The sequence below is a fragment of the Streptomyces flavidovirens DSM 40150 genome (genome assembly GCF_000429085.1).
In the GTDB taxonomy this organism is placed as follows: Bacteria; Actinomycetota; Actinomycetes; order Streptomycetales; family Streptomycetaceae; genus Streptomyces; species Streptomyces flavidovirens.
Window position 1 is genome coordinate 161,671 of the sequence record NZ_AUBE01000015.1, and the last position, 17,160, is coordinate 178,830.

The following is a 17,160-nucleotide window of genomic DNA, read 5'->3' on the forward strand; positions in this document are numbered from 1 at the left end:
ACCGCCCGGACAGCTACGGTCGCAATCCGGGACACTCTGCGCATCCTGTGGTGTGCCCGGGGAAAGGACGCGATGCCATGTCGGAGGCTGCATCCACCCGGAGTACGGCCGCCCGCCGCGCCACTCCTCCAGCCCCACCCCCGGCGCTGCTCCCCTCGCTGGCGCCGCTGCTGTACGAATGGCTGCCCAGGCAGCGGTGGTTCGCGGGCAAGGGACGCCCGGTCACCGGGTTCTCGCTCGTCGCCGCCACGGAGTTGCTGCCCTCGTCCGGCGGTGTTTCGGGCGCTCCCGGCCTGCTGCATCTGCTGGTGAGCGTCCAGCAGCCCGCCGCGGCCACGCACGGTCCGCCGGGGCCACCGGTGGCCGACTGCTACCAACTGCTGCTCGGCGTACGGTCCGCGCTGCCGCCACGTCTCGCGCCGGCCCTGATCGGGCACGTCCAGGACGGGCCGCTGGAGGGTCTCACCGTCTACGACGCGCTGCTGGACCCGCGTCTGGCCGGACTGCTCCTGGAACGGCTGCGCAACACCGGTGTGCAGGGGGCGCTGCGCTTCGAGCGGGACCCGTCGGTCGTCATCCCGCCCGGTCTCACGCCCAGGCCGCTCGGCGCCGAGCAGTCCAACTCGTCTCTCGTCTATGGAGATTCGTTCATTCTCAAGGTCTTCCGCCGGGTCAGCCCCGGCTCCAACCCCGATCTGGAGCTGCCGCTCGCCCTGGCCCGCAAGGGCTGCGAGCGGGTGCCCGCGCCGGTCGCCTGGTACGAGGCCGACAACACCGACGATCCGTACCAGCCGTACGCCCTCGGGGTCCTGCAGCCCTTCCTGCGCGGCTCGGAGGACGGCTGGCAGCGCGCGCTGCGGGCCCTGGCCGTCGGCAACGACTTCACCGCCGACGCGCAGGCGCTGGGCCGGGCCACCGCCGAGGTGCACACCGCGCTCGCCGTCGCCCTGCCGATGGTCATGCTGCGCAAGCAGCAGACCGAGGCGCTGGCGGCGGCGATGACCGAACGCCTCGACGCGGCGGCGCAGGCGGTGCCGGCGCTCGTCCCGTACGTCCCCGCCCTGCGCACCGCCTTCGACGCGTTCGCGGCGCGGGGGCGGGCGGGGCGGGCCTGGCCGGCCCAGCGGGTCCACGGCGACCTGCACCTGGGCCAGGCGCTGCGCGCACCCGGCGGCGAGTGGTCGGTCATCGACTTCGAGGGCGAGCCGTCGCGCCCGCTCGCGGAGCGGCGCCGCCCGCAGCCGGTCGTACGCGATGTGGCGGGCATGCTGCGGTCGTTCGACTACGCGGCCCGCTCCCACCAGCCGTGGGACGCGGACTGGGCGACGCGGTGCCGGGAGGCGTTCTGCGACGGGTACGCGAAGGCGTCGGGGACCGACCCGCGCGACGAGCCGGAGCTGCTGCGGGCGTACGAGACGGACAAGGCGGTGTACGAGGTCCTCTACGAGGCCCGGCACCGCCCGGACTGGCTGCCGGTCCCCCTGGCGGCCATTCACCGCCTGGCCTCGTCGCCCGGCGCCCGCACCCCCGGCCACCGCCCGGAAACCACCCCGCACCGCACCACTGGCCCGCTGCCCGGAACACCCAGGCACAGCGCCCCCACCCGGCCGCCGGGAACACCCCCGCACAGCGGCCCCGCCCCGTCCTCGGACACCGCGGCCCACCGCGCGTCCGACCCGCCCCCGGAGACCGACCACACACCGGGACCGACACCATGACCCCTCTCCCCCCGACGCCGGTGACGCGTACCGCGCCCCGGTCCGCTCTCCGGGGGCTGCGTGCCGCGCAGCCGTCCGGGGCCGCCCGTGGGCGCCTGTGGCTCCGGCGCGCGGCCGGGCCGCCGCGCCCGGTCGCCGCCGCCCCGGCGCGGCGCGCTCCAGCCCACCTCCGCCCGTCCACCGCACCCGACCGGATCCTCCCGAGGAGGCCGCACCCGTGACCCCCCGTCCACCGTCCCGCAAGTCCGCCGATTCCCCGAGCGTGCCCACGTCGCCCGAGAGCGCGCCGCCCGTACCGCCGCGCAAGCGTGCCAAACCCGCCAGGGCCCCCAAGCAGGCCGACGCCGTCGAGCCTTCGCAGGCACCGCAGGGTGCTCCGCAGCCCCTGAAGGCCGCCGAGACCCCGCCGCCGCGCAAGCCCTCCAGGGCCGTGAAGCAGGCCAAACCCGCCAAGGCCGCCGCCAAGACCGGTGCGGCGGCGCAGGCCGCCGCCGCCGGCCCTCCGGACTCCGCCCCCAAGGCCGCACAGGACGCGGAGTCCGGCAAGGCGGCCAAGGCCACGAAGCCAGCGAAGACCGCCAGGCCCGCCAAGTCCCGGCGGACCACCGCGCAGCCCACCACCCCCGCGGACCAGCCTCCCGACTCCGCGCCGAAGGCCGTGCAGGACACCGAGTCCACCACGCCCGCGCGGCGCACCAGGGCTCCGAAGCGGGAGCCCGACGGCCCCGCGCTCCGGGGGAGCGACCGGGACCGGCTGCTGGCCGGCGGTCATCACGACCCGCACGGGCTCCTCGGCGCCCATCCCGCCGACGGCGCGGCCACCGGCGTCGTCTTCCGCGCGCTGCGGCCCTTCGCCCGCGCCGTCACCGTGCTGGCCGCCGGTCACCGCACCGCGCTGCACGACGACGGCGACGGGCTGTTCTCCGGCGTACTGCCCCTGGACGCCGTGCCGCCGGAGTACAGCCTGCTCGTCACGTACGACGACAACGAGCTGGAGGTGCAGGACCCGTACCGCTTTCTGCCCGCCCTCGGTGAACTCGACCTGTACCTCATCGGCGAGGGCCGCCACGAGGAGCTGTGGCGGGCGCTCGGCGCTCAGCCGATGGTCCATCAGGGCGTGAGTGGCACCCGTTTCACGGTCTGGGCGCCGAACGCGCGCGGCGTCCGTGTCGCGGGTGACTTCAACTACTGGAACGCCACCGGGTTCCCGATGCGCTCCCTCGGCTCGTCCGGCATCTGGGAGCTGTTCGTGCCCGGTGTCGGGGAAGGGACGCTCTACAAGTTCGAGATCATGCGGCCCGACGGCAGTCACACGCTGCGCGCCGACCCGATGGCCCGCCGCACCGAGTGCCCGCCCGCCAATGCCTCGATCGTGACGGCCTCGCACCATGTGTGGCGTGACCAGGAGTGGATGGAGCACCGCGCCGACCGGCCGGTGCACAAGGCGCCGTTCTCGGTCTACGAGGTGCATCTGGGGTCCTGGCGGCCCGGACTGTCCTACCGCGAGCTCGCGGAGCAGCTTCCGGCGTACGTCGCCGATCTCGGCTTCACCCACGTCGAGCTGATGCCGGTCGCCGAGCACCCCTTCGGCGGCTCCTGGGGTTACCAGGTCACCGGTCTGTACGCGCCGACGGCCCGCATGGGCACGCCCGACGACTTCCGGTACCTGGTCGAGTCGCTGCACCGGGCCGGTATCGGCGTCATCATGGACTGGGTCCCGGCCCACTTCCCGAAGGACGACTGGGCGCTGGCGCGATTCGACGGCCCGAACCTGTACGAGCACGAGGACTGGCGGCGCGCCGAGCACCCCGACTGGGGCACGCTGGAATTCGACTACGGGCGCCCGGAGGTGCGCAACTTCCTGGTCGCCAACGCCACGTACTGGTGCGAGGAGTTCCACATCGACGGCCTGCGTGTCGACGCGGTCGCCTCGATGCTCTACCTCGACTACTCGCGCGAGCACGGCGAGTGGGCGCCGAACGAGTTCGGCGGCCGCGACAACCCGGACGCCGTCTCCTTCCTCCAGGAGATGAACGCGACCGTCTACCGCCGCAACCCCGGCGTCGTGACGATCGCCGAGGAGTCCACCGCCTGGGACGGCGTGACCCGCCCCACCGACAGCGGCGGTCTCGGCTTCGGTCTCAAGTGGAACATGGGCTGGATGCACGACTCGCTGGTGTACGTCAGCAAGGAGCCGGTGCACCGCAAGTACCACCACAACGAGATGACCTTCTCGATGGTGTACGCGTACAGCGAGAACTACGTCCTGCCGATCTCGCACGACGAGGTGGTGCACGGCAAGCAGGCCCTGGTGAGCAAGATGCCGGGCGACTGGTGGCAGCAGCGCGCCAATCACCGTGCGTACCTCGGCTACATGTGGGCGCACCCCGGCAAGCAGCTGCTCTTCATGGGGCAGGAGTTCGCCCAGGGAGCGGAGTGGTCGGAGGGGCACGGTCCCGACTGGTGGCTGCTCGACCCGTCGTACTCGGCGGAGCCGGACCACCGTGGCGTACGCGACCTGGTCCGCGACCTCAACCAGGTGTACCTCGACACGCCCGCGCTGTGGGAGCTGGACACGGTCCCCGACGGTTTCGCGTGGGTGCTGGGCGACGCCGCCGAGGACAATGTCTTCGCGTTCCTGCGCTTCGACGCGAAGAGCGGCCCGCTGCTGGCCGTCTCCAACTTCTCGCCGGTGGTGCGGCACGGGTACCGGCTGTGCGTACCGGACCTGATCCCGGCCTGGACGGAGGTCCTGAACACGGACGCGGCCCGGTACGGCGGCAGCGACGTACGCAACCCTGAGCCGCTCAAGCCCGAGGCGGGCGGGGCGCACGGCGGCCGGCCCTACCTGGAGATGACGCTGCCGCCGCTGGCGACGGTGTGGTTCAAGCCGGCCTGATCTCCTCCTGCGTCCGCCGCGCGAGCCCTTCCCGGAGGCATTCGGGAAGGGCTCCCGTGTGGACGACGGCGAGCTGCTGCGTGGCCCGCGTCAGGGCGACGTACAGGTCGTTGGTGCCGCGCGGCGAGCCGGCGAGGATCTGGCCGGGCTCGACGACGACCACCGTGTCGAACTCCAGGCCCTTCGCCTGCCGCGGGTCGAGGAGCACGACGGGCCGGGTGAGGTCGGGGGCCGGGCCGTGCGACGCACCGGGCAGCGCGGCGGCGAGCTCCTCGTGCAGGGCGGTGGGCGCGACGACGGCCAGCCGTCCCTCCGCACTGGCCAGCTCCGCGACCGTCCTGGCGACGGTACGGGCGAGGCCGTCCGGGTCGGCGGCGTGCGCCAGGGGGCGGGTCCCCGTGGAGCGGACCGAGCCCGGCGGCTCGAAGGCCGGGTCCTCGGCCCGTCGTACACCGGCCGCGACCTCCATGATCTCGGCGGGCGTACGGTAGTTGACGCCGAGCCGGGTGTGCTCCCAGCGGTCGCCGACGTACGGCTGGAGGATTTGCTGCCAGGAGTCGCAGCCCGCCGCGTCTCCGGTCTGGGCCGGGTCACCGACCAGCGTCATGGAGCGGGTGGGGCAGCGGCGCATCAGCAGGCGCCAGGTCATGGCGGACAGCTCCTGCGCCTCGTCGACGATGATGTGCCCGAAGGCCCAGGTGCGGTCGGCGGCGGCGCGTTCGGCGGTGCTGCGGTGGTCGGCCTCCTCGTGGCGTTCGGCCATCCGCTCGGCGTCGACGATGTCGTGCGCGCCCAGGACCTCGGACTTCTCGTCGTCGATGTCCTCGAACTCGTAGGTGCGGGACGCGTACGCGACATCCAGCACGCCTTGCGCGTAGGCGATCCGCTGCTGGCGCTCGGCCTCCTCGGCGGCCCGCGCGGCCGAGTCGTCCTGGCCGAGCAGTTCGGCGGCCTCGTCGAGGAGCGGCACGTCGGCGGGCGTCCACGCGCCGCCGTCCCGCCGGATCAGCTCGGCGTCGATGCCGGGGAGGTGGGCGGGGTCCGCGAGGAATTCCGTGACCAGCCTCTGGGGGGTGAGCGGGGGCCAGAGCTGGTCGATGGCCGCGTGGACGTCGTCGCTGAGGGCGATGGCCTTGCCGAGCTGGGCGAGGTCGTCGGGTCCGAGGAAGTTGGGGCCGCCGTACGGGTCGGCGCCGATCCGGTCGGCGAGCTGCTCGGTGAGCGCGTCGATGATCCGGAAGGCGAAGTGGGGGCGGGCGAGGTTGTGCGGCAGGCCGGTCTGGCGGGCGGCGGCGCGGGCGTCCTCCGCCATCGCCCGGTCCAGGAAGAGCGTGCCGTCGTCGTGCTCGATCTCGATCCACGGGTCGGGCACGCTCTGGTGGTCCCGTACGAAGCGGGCGAGCGCGTCCGCCATCGCGGCCCGCCCCTTGACCTCGGTGGCCGCGGCGGTGTCGGTGCCGGTGGCGGCGACGCCCGGGAAGAGTTCGCCCACGGTCGCCAGCAGCACTCCGGTCTCACCGAGCGAGGGCAGCACTTCGCCGATGTAGGCGAGGAAGGCCGGGTTGGGGCCGACGATCAGCACGCCACGGCGGGCGAGCAGGTCGCGGTACGCGTAGAGCAGGTACGCCGCCCGGTGCAGCGCGACGACGGTCTTGCCGGTGCCGGGTCCGCCCTCGACGACGAGGACGCCCTGGTGGGAGGCGCGGATGATGCGGTCCTGCTCGGCCTGGATGGTCTGCACGATGTCGTGCATCCGGCCGGAGCGCGCCGCGTCCAGTGCGGCGAGCAGCACGGTGTCCGCGGCGGAGCCCTCGTGGCCGGTGCGGGTGGTGTCGGTGAGATCGAGGATCTCGTCGTGCAGCGCGGTGACGTTGCGGCCCTCGGTGGTGATGTGCCGACGGCGGCGCAGGCCCATCGGGGAATAACCGGTCGCGAGATAGAAGGGGCGCGCGACATCGGCTCGCCAGTCGACAACGAGAGGCGTGCGGTCGGCGTCGTTCTGCCGGATTCCGATACGGCCCATGTGGTACTGGCGTCCGTCCTGGAAGTCGAGCCGCCCGAAGCAGAGCCCGTTCTCCCCCGCGTTGAATGCGGCGAGCAGCCCGGACTGCTCGGCGACCAGCACATCGCGCTCCAGCTTCTCCTGGTGACCCGCCCCCACCTGCGTCAACGCGGTATGTACGGCGGCCTCGGCGTGATCACGCAGTTCATCGAGGCGCGCGTAGAGGCCGGTGATGAATTCCTGCTCTTTCTGAAATTCCTCGGTTGACAATTCAGCTCCCAACAAGCTACGCTGCATCCATACGGCACCTCTGTGACCGATTTTAAACGTGGTCACGGAAACGCTCAATATACGCAGAGAAATACCCCGGATGTCAATTCATCCGGGGTATTTCTTTTGCCTGGCCGCCGAGACCGCTACACGTCCGCGAGCTCGTGGAGGAGCTTGCGCTTGGGGCGGGCGCCGACCATCTGCTTCACCGGCTCACCGTCGCGGAAGACGAGAAGCGTCGGCATCGACAGCACGCCGTACCGCGCCGCGGTGTCGGGATTGGTGTCCACGTCGAGCTGCACGACCTTGAGCCTGGCGGCCTCCTCGCGGGCCACCTCGCTCAGTACGGGCGCGAGCTGGCGGCACGGGCCGCACCAGTCGGCCGTGAACTCCACCAGGACGGGCCGGTCGGACCGCAGTACGTCGTTCTCGAAGGTCGCGTCCGTCACCGCGTCCACATCCACTGCTCGCACCATCAATGTCTCCTCAGTTGTCAGTCAGTTCGCAGCGCGGCTCGGGACCGCCCGGCAGTTCCGCTTGCGCTTCGAGTTCGGCGCGGGCGAGCTGGGCACCCACCTGCGTGCGCACCGCGTCCAACTGGCCGATCAGCACGTCGAGTTCGGCCAGCTTGCGCCGGTACACCTCCAGGGAGGCCGGGCAGGAGTCCCCCGCCGGGTGGCCGGCCCGCAGGCAGTCCACGAAGGGGCGGGTCTCCTCCAGGTCGAACCCGAAGTCCTGCAGGGTCCGGATCTGCTGGAGGAGCCGCAGGTCGTCCTCGTCGTACGTGCGGTAGCCGTTGACCGCGCGCCGGGCGGGGAGGAGCCCGCGGGACTCGTAGTAGCGCAACGCCCGGGTGGTTGTCCCCGCGCGCTCCGCCAGCTCGCCGATTCGCATGCCCTGACGGTAATCCTTGACGTCGGCGTCAAGGCAAGGGAGAGATCCGGGTGCTCAGCCCTTGAGCTTGAGCACCTCGATCGTGCTCGACCAGTCGTCGGCGCCGTGTCCCTTGGCGATCGCACGGTCGGCGACGGCCTTGATCGCCTCCAGCTGGCCCGTGTCGAGGCCACGGTCCCGCGACATGTGCAGAAGGTGGTCGACGCTGGCGGTCATCATGCTCAGGTTCGCCTCCTGTCCGTCATAGTCGCCCGCGTCGATCGCTGCCGCCATGCCGGACGCGATGTCCGGCAGGATCGCGGCGATGGTGTTGAGATACGGAGCGAGGGCCGTGGCGGCGACATTGTCCTCACGTGCCAGGGCGAAGGCGTGCACGAGGCCCGACATGCTCGCGTAGAAAAGGTCGAGCATCGACAGGTCGTAGACGGCCGCGAGGGCGTGGTCCTCACCCAGGAAGGCGGCCTGCCCGGCCAGGGCCTTGAGGGTGGTCTCGTACTTCTCGAAAACCGGCCGCGCACCGGCGAATAAAATCAGCGCCTGCGCCCCGCCGACGAGCGGGGTCGGCACCATCACCGCGCCGTCCAGATACGTGATGCCGTGCTGCTCCGCCCAGTCCGCCGCCGTGCGGACCCGCTCTGGGGCGCCCGAGGTGAGGTTGACCAGGACGCGGTCGGCGAGGGCGTCGGCCAGCGGTTCGAGGATCGCCTGCGAGGCGTCGTAATTCACCACGCAGACGACGGTCAACTCGGCGGAACGGACGGCCTCTTCGGCGGTCCGGGCGAGGACCGCGCCGCGCGCGACGAGGTCCTCGCCCTTTCCCCCGGAACGGTTCCAGACGGTGGTGGGGTGCCCGGCGTCCAGGAAGGCGCCGGCGAGTGCGCGGCCCATGGCGCCGAGGCCGAGAACGGCAACAGGGACAAGGTTGTTGTGGGAAGTCATGACCACCATGCTTGGCCGCCGCTTCCCTTCCGGCAAGTACCTACTTTTTAGTCAGTACCTGGTCCCGCTCGCCCTTCGCTGCTTCCCCGGCCACCGGGGCCGGGCTCGGCCGGCGCGGCAGGAGTACCGCGACCAGCACCGTTCCCACCCCGAGGACCACCGCGCCGACCAGGCTGGTGTGCGCGACCGCGTCGGAGAAGGCGGCGCCGACCGCGTCGGCCATCTGGCGGGCGCCGTCCGCGAGTTGCCCGGCCTGCCCCTTGAGCTGCGCGGCCTGCTCCGGTGTTCCGGCCTTCGCCGCCTGGCCCGCGAGCTGCTTCGCCTGGTCGCCGATGCCCTGCGCCACGGCGTATCCGGCACCGACCGAGTCCTGGGCGGTGGTCAGCGCGTCGGCGGGGAGCTTCGTTCCCGCGGTGGCGTCGGCGAGGTGCGAGGAGTACGAACCGGCCAGCACCGAACCGAGGATGGCTATGCCCAGCGAGCCGCCGAGCTCCAGCGAGGTGTCGTTGACCGCGCCGCCGACGCCCAGTTCGGACTCGGGGAAGGCGCCCATGATCGCGTCGGTGCACGGCGACAGGGACAGTCCGATGGCCAGGCCGAGGATCATCAGGGGCAGTACGAGATCGCCGTACGCCGAGTCCGCGTCGATCCGCGCCAGCAGGGCGAGAGCGGCCGTGCCGCCGGCCATGCCCGCCGTGACCGTGATCTTCATGCCGAGGCGGGGGGTGAGGAACCCGGTCAGCGCGGAGCCGGCGAAGACGGCGCCGGCCAGCGGCAGCATCCGTACGCCTGTCTCGAAGGCGTTGTAACCGAGCACGAACTGGAGGTGCTGGGTAAGGAAGTAGAACGCGCCGAAGACCGCGAGGAAGAAGAGGGCGACGGCGAGGTTCGAGCCGGCGAAGCCCCGGTCGAGGAAGCGGCGTACGTCCAGAACGGGCCGCGGGTGGCGCAGCTCCCAGACGACGAACAGCACGAGTCCGACGCCCGCGACGACGGCGGCGGTGATCGCCGGCGCGTCCCAGCCGAAGTGCGGGCCCTGGATGATCATGTAGACCAGTGCGGCGACCCAGACGACGGACAGCAGCCCTCCGACGTAGTCGATGCGCCCGTGGTGGGCGGCCTTCGACGGCGGGATGAGTACGAACGTACCGACGAGCGCCAGGACCGCGACCGGCACGTTGATCAGGAACGTCGACGCCCAGCCGTGGCTCTCCAGCAGCGCGCCCGCGACGAGCGGGCCCGCCGCGATGGCGAGTCCGGCGGTGGCCGTCCACAGCACGATCGCCTTGGCGCGCTCGGCGCGCGGGAAGGTCGCGGCGAGGAGCGAGAGGGTGGCCGGCATGATCATCGCGGCGCCGACGCCCATGACCGCGCGGGCCGCGATCACGCCGGCGGAGCTGTCGACGAGCGACCCGGCGACCGACCCCGCGCCGAAGACGACGAGGCCGAGCACGAGCGCCCCGCGCCGGCTGTACTTGTCGCCGATCGCGCCGAGCAGGAGCATCAGCGCGGCGTACGGCACGGTGTAGCCGTCGATGACCCACTGGAGGTCGGAGCTGCTGAGTCCGAGGTCCTTGGTCATGTCGGGGGCGGCGACCGTCAGGGCGGTGTTCGCCATCACGATGATCAGCAGACTCAGGCACAGGACGAGCAGCGCCCACCAGCGCCGCCGGTACGGCTGCTCCATTTCCTCCACCGGCTGGTTCACGACCAGGCGCATGGCTCCACACCCTTCCGAAAGATCTTGCACATGACTGTGCAACTGCACAACTATGTGCAATTTAGCGGGCTGCACAGTGATGTGCAAAATGGTGAGCATGACCTCCGGTATCAGGGCCGACACCAACCGCCGCCGCATCCTGGATGTCGCGCTCGCCGAACTGCTGCGCGACCCGGACGCCTCCATGGACCAGATCGCGCGGGCGGCCGGCGTCGTCCGCAGGACGGTGTACGGGCACTTCCCGAGCCGCGAAGCACTCGTCGCGGCGCTCGTGGACAACGCGGTGGCCGCGGTCTCCGAGGCCCACGCGGCCAGTCGCGACGACGTCGCGGACCCGGCCGAGGCGCTCGCCCGCGCGACGCTCGCGGTCTGGCGGATCGCCGACCGCTACCGCCTCCTGGTGGCCCTCGCCCAGCGCAGCGTCACGATGGAGGGCATCAAGCAGCGCCTGGCCCCGGTCCGCAAGGAGTGCGTCGACCTGTTGCGGCGCGGCGCGGAGGCCGGCGTGTTCACCTCACCGCTGCCCCCGGCGGCGCTCGGATACGTACACGAGCAGACGCTCTTCGGCCTGATGGAAGCGGTCAACGACGGCGCACTGGACGCGGCCGACGGCGGCCGCGCTGCGGCGTCGGCCGCGCTGCTCACGGCGGGTGTTCCGCTGGATCGGGTGACGGCGCTGCTGGATTCGATCGAGCCGTAGCGGCTGCGCCGCAGTCCGGTACGGATCCGGTACGGCGGAAGGGCGCGGCCAGTGGCCGCGCCCTTCCGCCGTACCGGATCGCGCATGCGCTGCGGCTAGACCCCCGCCGCCGCCTTGTCGCCCTCCCGTGCCTCCGGGAGGCCCTTCGGCTCCGCGCCGGCCGGATCGGCGGACGCGTCGTCGAGCAGCGTCTTCTCGTCGAAGGGGGCCAGGCCCGCCAGCACCTGGTCGACCCGCTCCTTGTCGATCTCCTTCGTCCAGGTGCCGATCAGTACCGTCGCCACCGCGTTGCCCGCGAAGTTCGTCAGGGCGCGCGCCTCGCTCATGAAGCGGTCGATGCCGACGATCAGGCCGACGCCGTCGACCAGTTCCGGGCGGTGCGACTGGAGGCCGCCGGCCAGGGTGGCCAGGCCGGCCCCGCTGACACCCGCCGCACCCTTCGACGCGACGAGGAGGAAGAGGAGGAGCGGGATCTGCTCCGCGAGCGACATCGGGTCACCCATGGCGTCGGCGATGAAGAGCGAGGCCATGGTCATGTAGATCATGGTGCCGTCGAGGTTGAAGGAGTAGCCGGTCGGAACCGTGATGCCGACCACCGGTTTGCTGACGCCCAGGTGCTCCATCTTCGCGATGAGCCGCGGGAGGGCGGACTCGGAGGACGAAGTGGACAGGATCAGCAGGAACTCACGGCCCAGGTACTTGAAGAACGTGAGGATGTTGAGGCCCGCGATGATGCGCAGCAGCGCTGCGAGCACGATGAAGACGAAGAGGAAGCAGGTGACGTAGAAGCCCAGCATCAGCACGGCCAGGCTCTTGAGCGCGTCCAGACCTGCCGAGCCGGTGACGGCCGCAATCGCGCCGAAGGCACCGATCGGCGCCGCCCACATCACCATGCCCAGGATGCGGAAGACGAGCCGCTGGATGTGCTCGACACCGCGCAGCACGGGCTGCCCGGCCGGGCCCATGGCCTGCAGCGCGAAGCCGGCGAGCAGCGCCACCAGAAGGGTCTGGAGTACCTCACCCGTGGTGAAGGCGGAGACGAACGTGGTCGGAATGATCCCGAGGATGAACTCGACCGTGTCCTTGGCCTCCGCCACGACCTGGCCCTGGCCCGCCTCCTTGACCGCGTCGGTCACCGCCAGGCTGTCACCGGGGTGCAGCACGTTGCCGACGAGCAGACCGATGGAGAGGGCGACCAGCGACATCACCGTGAAGTAGCCGAGGGCGATGCCACCCACCGCGCCGACCTTGGCGGCCTTACGGACCGAGCCGATGCCCAGCACGATCGTGCAGAAGATGATCGGCGAGATCATCATCTTGATCAGATTGACGAATCCGGTGCCGAGCGGCTTGAGCTCGACGGCCACACCGGGGGCGGCGAAGCCCACCGCGACGCCGAGTACGACGGCGACGATGACGGCGATATACAGGTAGTGCGTGCGGTCCCGCCTTGCGGCTGTGCCTGCCACGGGGTCCTCCTTGATTTGTCCTGATACCCACGTCCCGATGGGTCCCGGCGACTATCCATCACGCTGTGACCCCCGTCACCGTTACGTGCATTTCGTTCACGGGTTTTCGGCCAGGCACACTTGCGGCATGCGCATACCCCGCCCCCGCAGCCTCGCCGGCCAGCTCTTCGCGATGCAGGTCGTCCTGGTGGCGGCGATCGTCGCGGGGTGCGCGGTCTTCGCGTACGTCTCGGACCGGTCCCAGGCCGAGGAGACGGCGCGGCGGCAGGCCACCGCCACCGCCACCGCCGTCGCGAAGTCCCCGGCGGTGATCGAGGCGGCCCGCTCGGACCACCCGACCGGGCTCCTCCAGCCGTACACGGAGGCTCTGCGCAAGGAGGCAGGCGTCACCTTCGTCACGATCATGGCGCCGGACGGTACCCGCTGGACGCATCCGGAGCCGGAGCAGATCGGCAGGACGTACCTGGGGCACACCGGGCCCGCTCTGGCGGGCCGCACCTTCGACGAGACGTACGTGGGGGTGCTGGGGCGGTCGGTGCGCGTGGTGGCGCCGGTGCGGGACACCGAGGCCCGCGGTGGACGGATCATCGGACTCGTCAGCGCGGGCATCACCATCGAGACGATCAGCGCGCAGGTGCGGCAGCAGGTGACGGCGCTGCTCGGCGTGGCGTCCGGCGCGCTCGCCCTCGGCGGCCTCGGTACGTACGTCATCAACGCCCGGCTGCGGCGGCACACGCACGGCATGAACGCCGGTGAGCTGAGCCGCATGCACGACTACCACGAGGCGGCGCTGCACGCCGTACGCGAGGGGCTGCTGATGCTGGACGGGCAGCAGCGCGTCGCCCTGATCAACGACGGCGGGCGTGAACTGCTCGGGCTCGGACCGGACGCGGTCGGCCGCCCGGTGGCCGAAATGGACCTGCCGGGCCCGCTGACGGCGGCGCTGCTCGCGCCGGAGCCGCGCGTCGACGATGTGCACCTGACGGCGGACCGGGTAGTCGTCGTCAACAGCCGCCCGATCACCGGCGGGGAGAAGCGCGGTACGGTCGTGACCCTGCGCGACCACACCGAACTCCAGGCCCTGTCCGGCGAACTGGACTCCGAGCGGGGCTTCACACAGGCGCTGCGCTCGCAGGCCCACGAGGCGGCGAACCGCCTGCACACCGTGGTCTCCCTCATCGAACTCGGCCGGACGGACGAGGCGGTGGAGTTCGCCACGGCGGAGCTGGAGCTGGCGCAGGCCCTGACCGACCGGGTCGTCGGCGCGGTGGGCGAGCCGGTGCTGGCGGCGTTGCTGCTGGGGAAGGCGGCGCAGGCGAACGAGCGGGGCGTGGCGCTCGTACTGGACGAGGACAGCCGGATCGACGACGGCCTGCTGCCCGGCACGCTCCCGGCCCGTGACCTGGTGACGATCCTCGGCAACCTGATCGACAACGCGGTGGACGCGGCGCAGGGCAGCGACGGCGCGCGCGTCACGGTGACGGCCCGCACGGACGGGACCGGCGAGCTGCTGCTGCGCGTCCGCGACACGGGACCGGGTGTCGCCCCCGCCGCGGCGGACGCGGTGTTCGCCCGCGGCTGGTCGACGAAGAGCGCGGGGCGCGGGCTGGGGCTGGCACTCGTACGGCAAGCGGTGCACCGGGCGGACGGCACGACAGCGCTGACCCGGGCCGATGGAGGCGGGGCCGAGTTCACGGTACGACTGCCGTTGCGCGTGAAGGCGGCGGCGCGGAAGGTGCGGCCATGACCACCACGGCGTCGCCCCCGATCCGCGTCCTCGTCGTCGAGGACGACCCGGTCGCCGCCGACGCCCACGCCCTGTACGTCGCCCGCGTCCCCGGCTTCGCCGTCGCCGGTGTCGCGCACACGCGGGCCGCGGCGGTCCGGGCCCTGGACCGCGGACCCGTCGACCTGCTCCTGCTCGACCTCTACCTCCCCGACGGCCACGGCCTGCAGCTCGTACGTTCCATCCGCGGCGCCGGCCACACCGCCGACGTCATCGCCGTCACCTCGGCCCGCGATCTCGGCGTCGTACGCGAAGGCGTGTCCCTCGGTGTCGTGCAGTACGTGCTGAAGCCCTTCACCTTCGCCACCCTGCGCGACCGCCTCACCCGTTACGCCGAGTTCCGCGGCGCCGCCGGCGAGGCCAGCGGCCAGGACGAGGTGGACCGCGCGCTCGCCGCCCTGCGTACTCCGCAGCCGGCCGCGCTCCCCAAGGGGCTCAGCGCCCCGACGCTGGAGGCGGTGACCCGCACCCTGCGCGAATCGCCGGCCGGGACGACCGCGGCGACGGCCGCCGCCGCGGTCGGGATCTCACGGATCACCGCCCGCCGGTACCTGGAACACCTGGTCGCCGCGGGCCGGGCCGAGCGCGCTCCGCAGTACGGACAGGTGGGCCGCCCGGAGCTGCACTACCGGTGGATCGCCGTGCGCTGACGCCAAGTTGCCTGCCCTGCACAAGTCAAAGGGTGACCGGAGGGTAACCTGTGGAGTGAAGAAGTGACCGTAGGGACGTAGGATGTTCCTACGATTTGTGATCTTGGGGGAACGCACCGTAGTCACGGGGGCCCTCTCCTCCATACGGTGTGCCCGTGCACCCCTCTCCGCCTTTCAACGCCCTCGCCGCGCGCCAACTGCGCGAGGCCCTGGGCATGGCCCCCGGTCACGTCGCCTACGGGCTGCGAGCGCAGTACGGACTGAACATCGGCCCCGACCTCGTCGTCGCCTGGGAGCGCGGGCAGCGCTCGCCCGGCATGCAGGAGATCACGGCGCTCGCCGGAGTCCTGTGGTGCTCCGTCGGCGAACTGATCGCCGCTCCGGGCACGCTGCGCGAGCACCGGATGGCGCGGGGCCTGGCGGCGCCGGATCTCGCGCGGCTGGTGGGCATCGACCCGGCGGCGTACCAGCGGATGGAGGACGCGGGGCGGTGGCGCGGCAACGAGCGGCAGTCCTCGGCGCTCTCCGAGGTCCTCGGGCTCTCACCGCAGGAGTTCGTCACGGCGACGGGCCGCGACGAGGACCTGGCCGAGGTCCTGTGCAGCGCGGTGACGACGCGCTGGCAGGCGTACGTACGGCCGGCGGCGAAGCTCGTGCCGGTGCCGCGGCGCCAACTGGAGGACGTACTCCAGCGCTTGCACGCCGACTACCAGTCGCGGATGGTCTCGACGCTGAGCTGGAGCGGCGGGGGTTCGGGGGACGGCGCTAAGGGCCGGGAGTTCCTGGACGAGATCGTCAGCCATTTCTGGCTGCTGATGCCCTGACGGGCGGACCGAACCGGAAGCCTCCTCGGCCCCCACACACCTTGTCCGCCCCGGCCGGCCCGTCCGCCCCGCCTCAGAAGACCGACTCGGCCTCGTACATCCGCGCCTCCGGAACCGTCTTCAGCTCCTCGACGCCGGCCGCCAGCGGCACCATCGTGATCTCGGTGCCGGTCAGCGCCGTCATGTTGCCGAAGTCGCCCCGGTGCACCGCCTCCACCGCGTGCCAGCCGAAGCGGGTGGCGAGGACACGGTCGTACGCCGTCGGGGTGCCGCCGCGCTGGACGTGGCCGAGGATGACCGGCCGCGCCTCCTTGCCGAGGCGCTTCTCCAGCTCGCTGGCGAGCCGGTTGCCGATGCCGGTGAAGCGCTCGTGCCCGAACTGGTCGATGGCGCCCTTCTCGTACGGCATGGAGCCCTCGGCCGGACGCGCGCCTTCCGCGATGCAGACGACCGCGAACTTCTTGCCGCGCGAGAAGCGTTCCTCGACCATCTTCACCAGGTCGTCGACCTCGAAGGGCCGCTCGGGCAGGCAGATGCCGTGCGCGCCGCCCGCCATGCCGGACTCCAGCGCGATCCACCCGGCGTGCCGGCCCATGACCTCGACGACCATCACGCGCTGGTGCGATTCGGCGGTCGTCTTGAGACGGTCTATGGCCTCGGTCGCGACGCCCACGGCTGTGTCGAAGCCGAAGGTGCGGTCGGTGCCGTTGATGTCGTTGTCGATGGTCTTCGGTACGCCGACGACCGGCATCCCCGCGTCCGACAGCATCCGCGACGCGGTGAGCGTGCCCTCGCCGCCGATCGGGATGAGCGCGTCGATGCCGGAGCGCTCCGCCAACTCGTGCCAGTTCTCGGCCGCTTCGCGCAGCCGGTCGCGCTCCAGGCGCGCGGAGCCGAGGATCGTACCGCCACGGGCCAGGATGCCGCTGACGGCGTCGAGGTCGAGGGGGCGGAAATGGCCGTCGAGCAGGCCCTTGAATCCGTCCTCGAACCCGATGACTTCGTCGCCGTGACCTGCCACGGCACGGTGCACGACCGACCGGATCACTGCGTTAAGACCGGGGCAGTCTCCGCCTGCGGTGAGGACTCCGATACGCATCGTGCTGTGTCTCCTGCTCGCTAGTGGTACATGTGAGCCAGATTCCAATTGTTTCACGGCTCGCATGGGCTCCGCGCTTCCGGCTACTGCTCCATCAGGGACCGAATCGGGCCGGACGCGGGCCGGACGCGGGCCGGACGCGGACGTTGCGGAGACCTGCCGACCTGACCCGGCGAGGCCATCGGTCCGG

At 71.7% G+C, this 17,160-nt stretch carries 13 protein-coding genes; 6 read left to right on the forward strand and 7 right to left on the reverse strand.

Going from position 1 to position 17,160, the window contains the following annotated elements; all coding sequences use genetic code 11:
* The first annotated feature begins 77 nt into the window (after nt 1–77).
* Both G412_RS39250 and glgB read left to right on the forward strand, forming a co-directional pair.
* Complete coding sequence (locus G412_RS39250) at nt 78–1,718, forward strand: maltokinase N-terminal cap-like domain-containing protein (RefSeq protein WP_244283154.1); 1,641 nt, start codon at nt 78–80, stop codon at nt 1,716–1,718.
* A gap of 217 nt (nt 1,719–1,935) precedes the next feature.
* Complete coding sequence (glgB, locus tag G412_RS0121310) at nt 1,936–4,617, forward strand: 1,4-alpha-glucan branching enzyme (RefSeq protein ID WP_341860598.1); 2,682 nt, start codon at nt 1,936–1,938, stop codon at nt 4,615–4,617.
* On the opposite strand, the gene G412_RS35470 is transcribed toward glgB, so the two are convergent.
* The 5 genes from G412_RS35470 to G412_RS0121335 all read right to left on the reverse strand — a co-directional run bounded on the left by G412_RS35470 (nt 4,604) and on the right by G412_RS0121335 (nt 10,442).
* Entirely contained in the window at nt 4,604–6,889 is a 2,286-nt protein-coding gene (locus G412_RS35470; protein ID WP_051338519.1) for a HelD family protein, read from the reverse strand. The two genes, glgB and G412_RS35470, sit on opposite strands and share 14 nt — an antisense overlap.
* Before the next feature lie 146 nt (nt 6,890–7,035).
* Complete coding sequence (trxA, locus tag G412_RS0121320; protein ID WP_028813848.1) at nt 7,036–7,365, reverse strand: thioredoxin; 330 nt, start codon at nt 7,363–7,365, stop codon at nt 7,036–7,038.
* A 10-nt stretch (nt 7,366–7,375) separates the two neighbouring features.
* On the reverse strand, nt 7,376–7,783 hold the full coding sequence (locus G412_RS0121325; RefSeq protein ID WP_028813849.1) for a MerR family transcriptional regulator: 408 nt from the start codon (nt 7,781–7,783) through the stop codon (nt 7,376–7,378).
* Nucleotides 7,784–7,837: 54 nt separating this feature from the next.
* Nucleotides 7,838–8,722 carry an NAD(P)-dependent oxidoreductase gene (locus tag G412_RS0121330; protein WP_244283156.1) on the reverse strand — a complete coding sequence of 295 codons (885 nt, stop codon included), beginning with the start codon at nt 8,720–8,722 and terminating at the stop codon, nt 7,838–7,840.
* A 40-nt stretch (nt 8,723–8,762) separates the two neighbouring features.
* Nucleotides 8,763–10,442: an MFS transporter gene (locus G412_RS0121335; RefSeq protein ID WP_028813851.1), complete on the reverse strand. Its 1,680-nt coding sequence runs from the start codon at nt 10,440–10,442 to the stop codon at nt 8,763–8,765.
* A 97-nt stretch (nt 10,443–10,539) separates the two neighbouring features.
* Here G412_RS0121335 and G412_RS35475 point away from each other — a divergent pair, with 97 nt between their 5' ends.
* Nucleotides 10,540–11,142: a TetR/AcrR family transcriptional regulator gene (locus tag G412_RS35475; RefSeq protein WP_037649485.1), complete on the forward strand. Its 603-nt coding sequence runs from the start codon at nt 10,540–10,542 to the stop codon at nt 11,140–11,142.
* A gap of 95 nt (nt 11,143–11,237) precedes the next feature.
* Here G412_RS35475 and G412_RS0121345 read toward each other — a convergent pair whose 3' ends face one another.
* Nucleotides 11,238–12,611 (reverse strand): cation:dicarboxylate symporter family transporter, encoded by a 1,374-nt coding sequence (locus G412_RS0121345; protein WP_244283158.1) that lies wholly within the window; start codon nt 12,609–12,611, stop codon nt 11,238–11,240.
* A 127-nt stretch (nt 12,612–12,738) separates the two neighbouring features.
* Here G412_RS0121345 and G412_RS0121350 point away from each other — a divergent pair, with 127 nt between their 5' ends.
* The 3 genes from G412_RS0121350 (at nt 12,739) to G412_RS0121360 (ending at nt 15,871) form a co-directional block, all read left to right on the forward strand.
* Entirely contained in the window at nt 12,739–14,358 is a 1,620-nt protein-coding gene (locus G412_RS0121350) for a sensor histidine kinase (protein WP_028813853.1), read from the forward strand.
* On the forward strand, nt 14,355–15,047 hold the full coding sequence (locus G412_RS0121355) for a response regulator (protein ID WP_028813854.1): 693 nt from the start codon (nt 14,355–14,357) through the stop codon (nt 15,045–15,047). The genes G412_RS0121350 and G412_RS0121355 overlap by 4 nt, the downstream gene beginning before the upstream one ends.
* A 149-nt stretch (nt 15,048–15,196) precedes the next feature.
* Complete coding sequence (locus G412_RS0121360; RefSeq protein ID WP_244283162.1) at nt 15,197–15,871, forward strand: helix-turn-helix domain-containing protein; 675 nt, start codon at nt 15,197–15,199, stop codon at nt 15,869–15,871.
* A 73-nt stretch (nt 15,872–15,944) separates the two neighbouring features.
* Here G412_RS0121360 and G412_RS0121365 read toward each other — a convergent pair whose 3' ends face one another.
* The gene (locus G412_RS0121365) at nt 15,945–16,970 is read right to left on the reverse strand and encodes an ATP-dependent 6-phosphofructokinase (RefSeq protein WP_028813856.1); all 1,026 of its coding nucleotides are present in this window, start codon (nt 16,968–16,970) and stop codon (nt 15,945–15,947) included.
* Nucleotides 16,971–17,160: the final 190 nt, after the last annotated feature.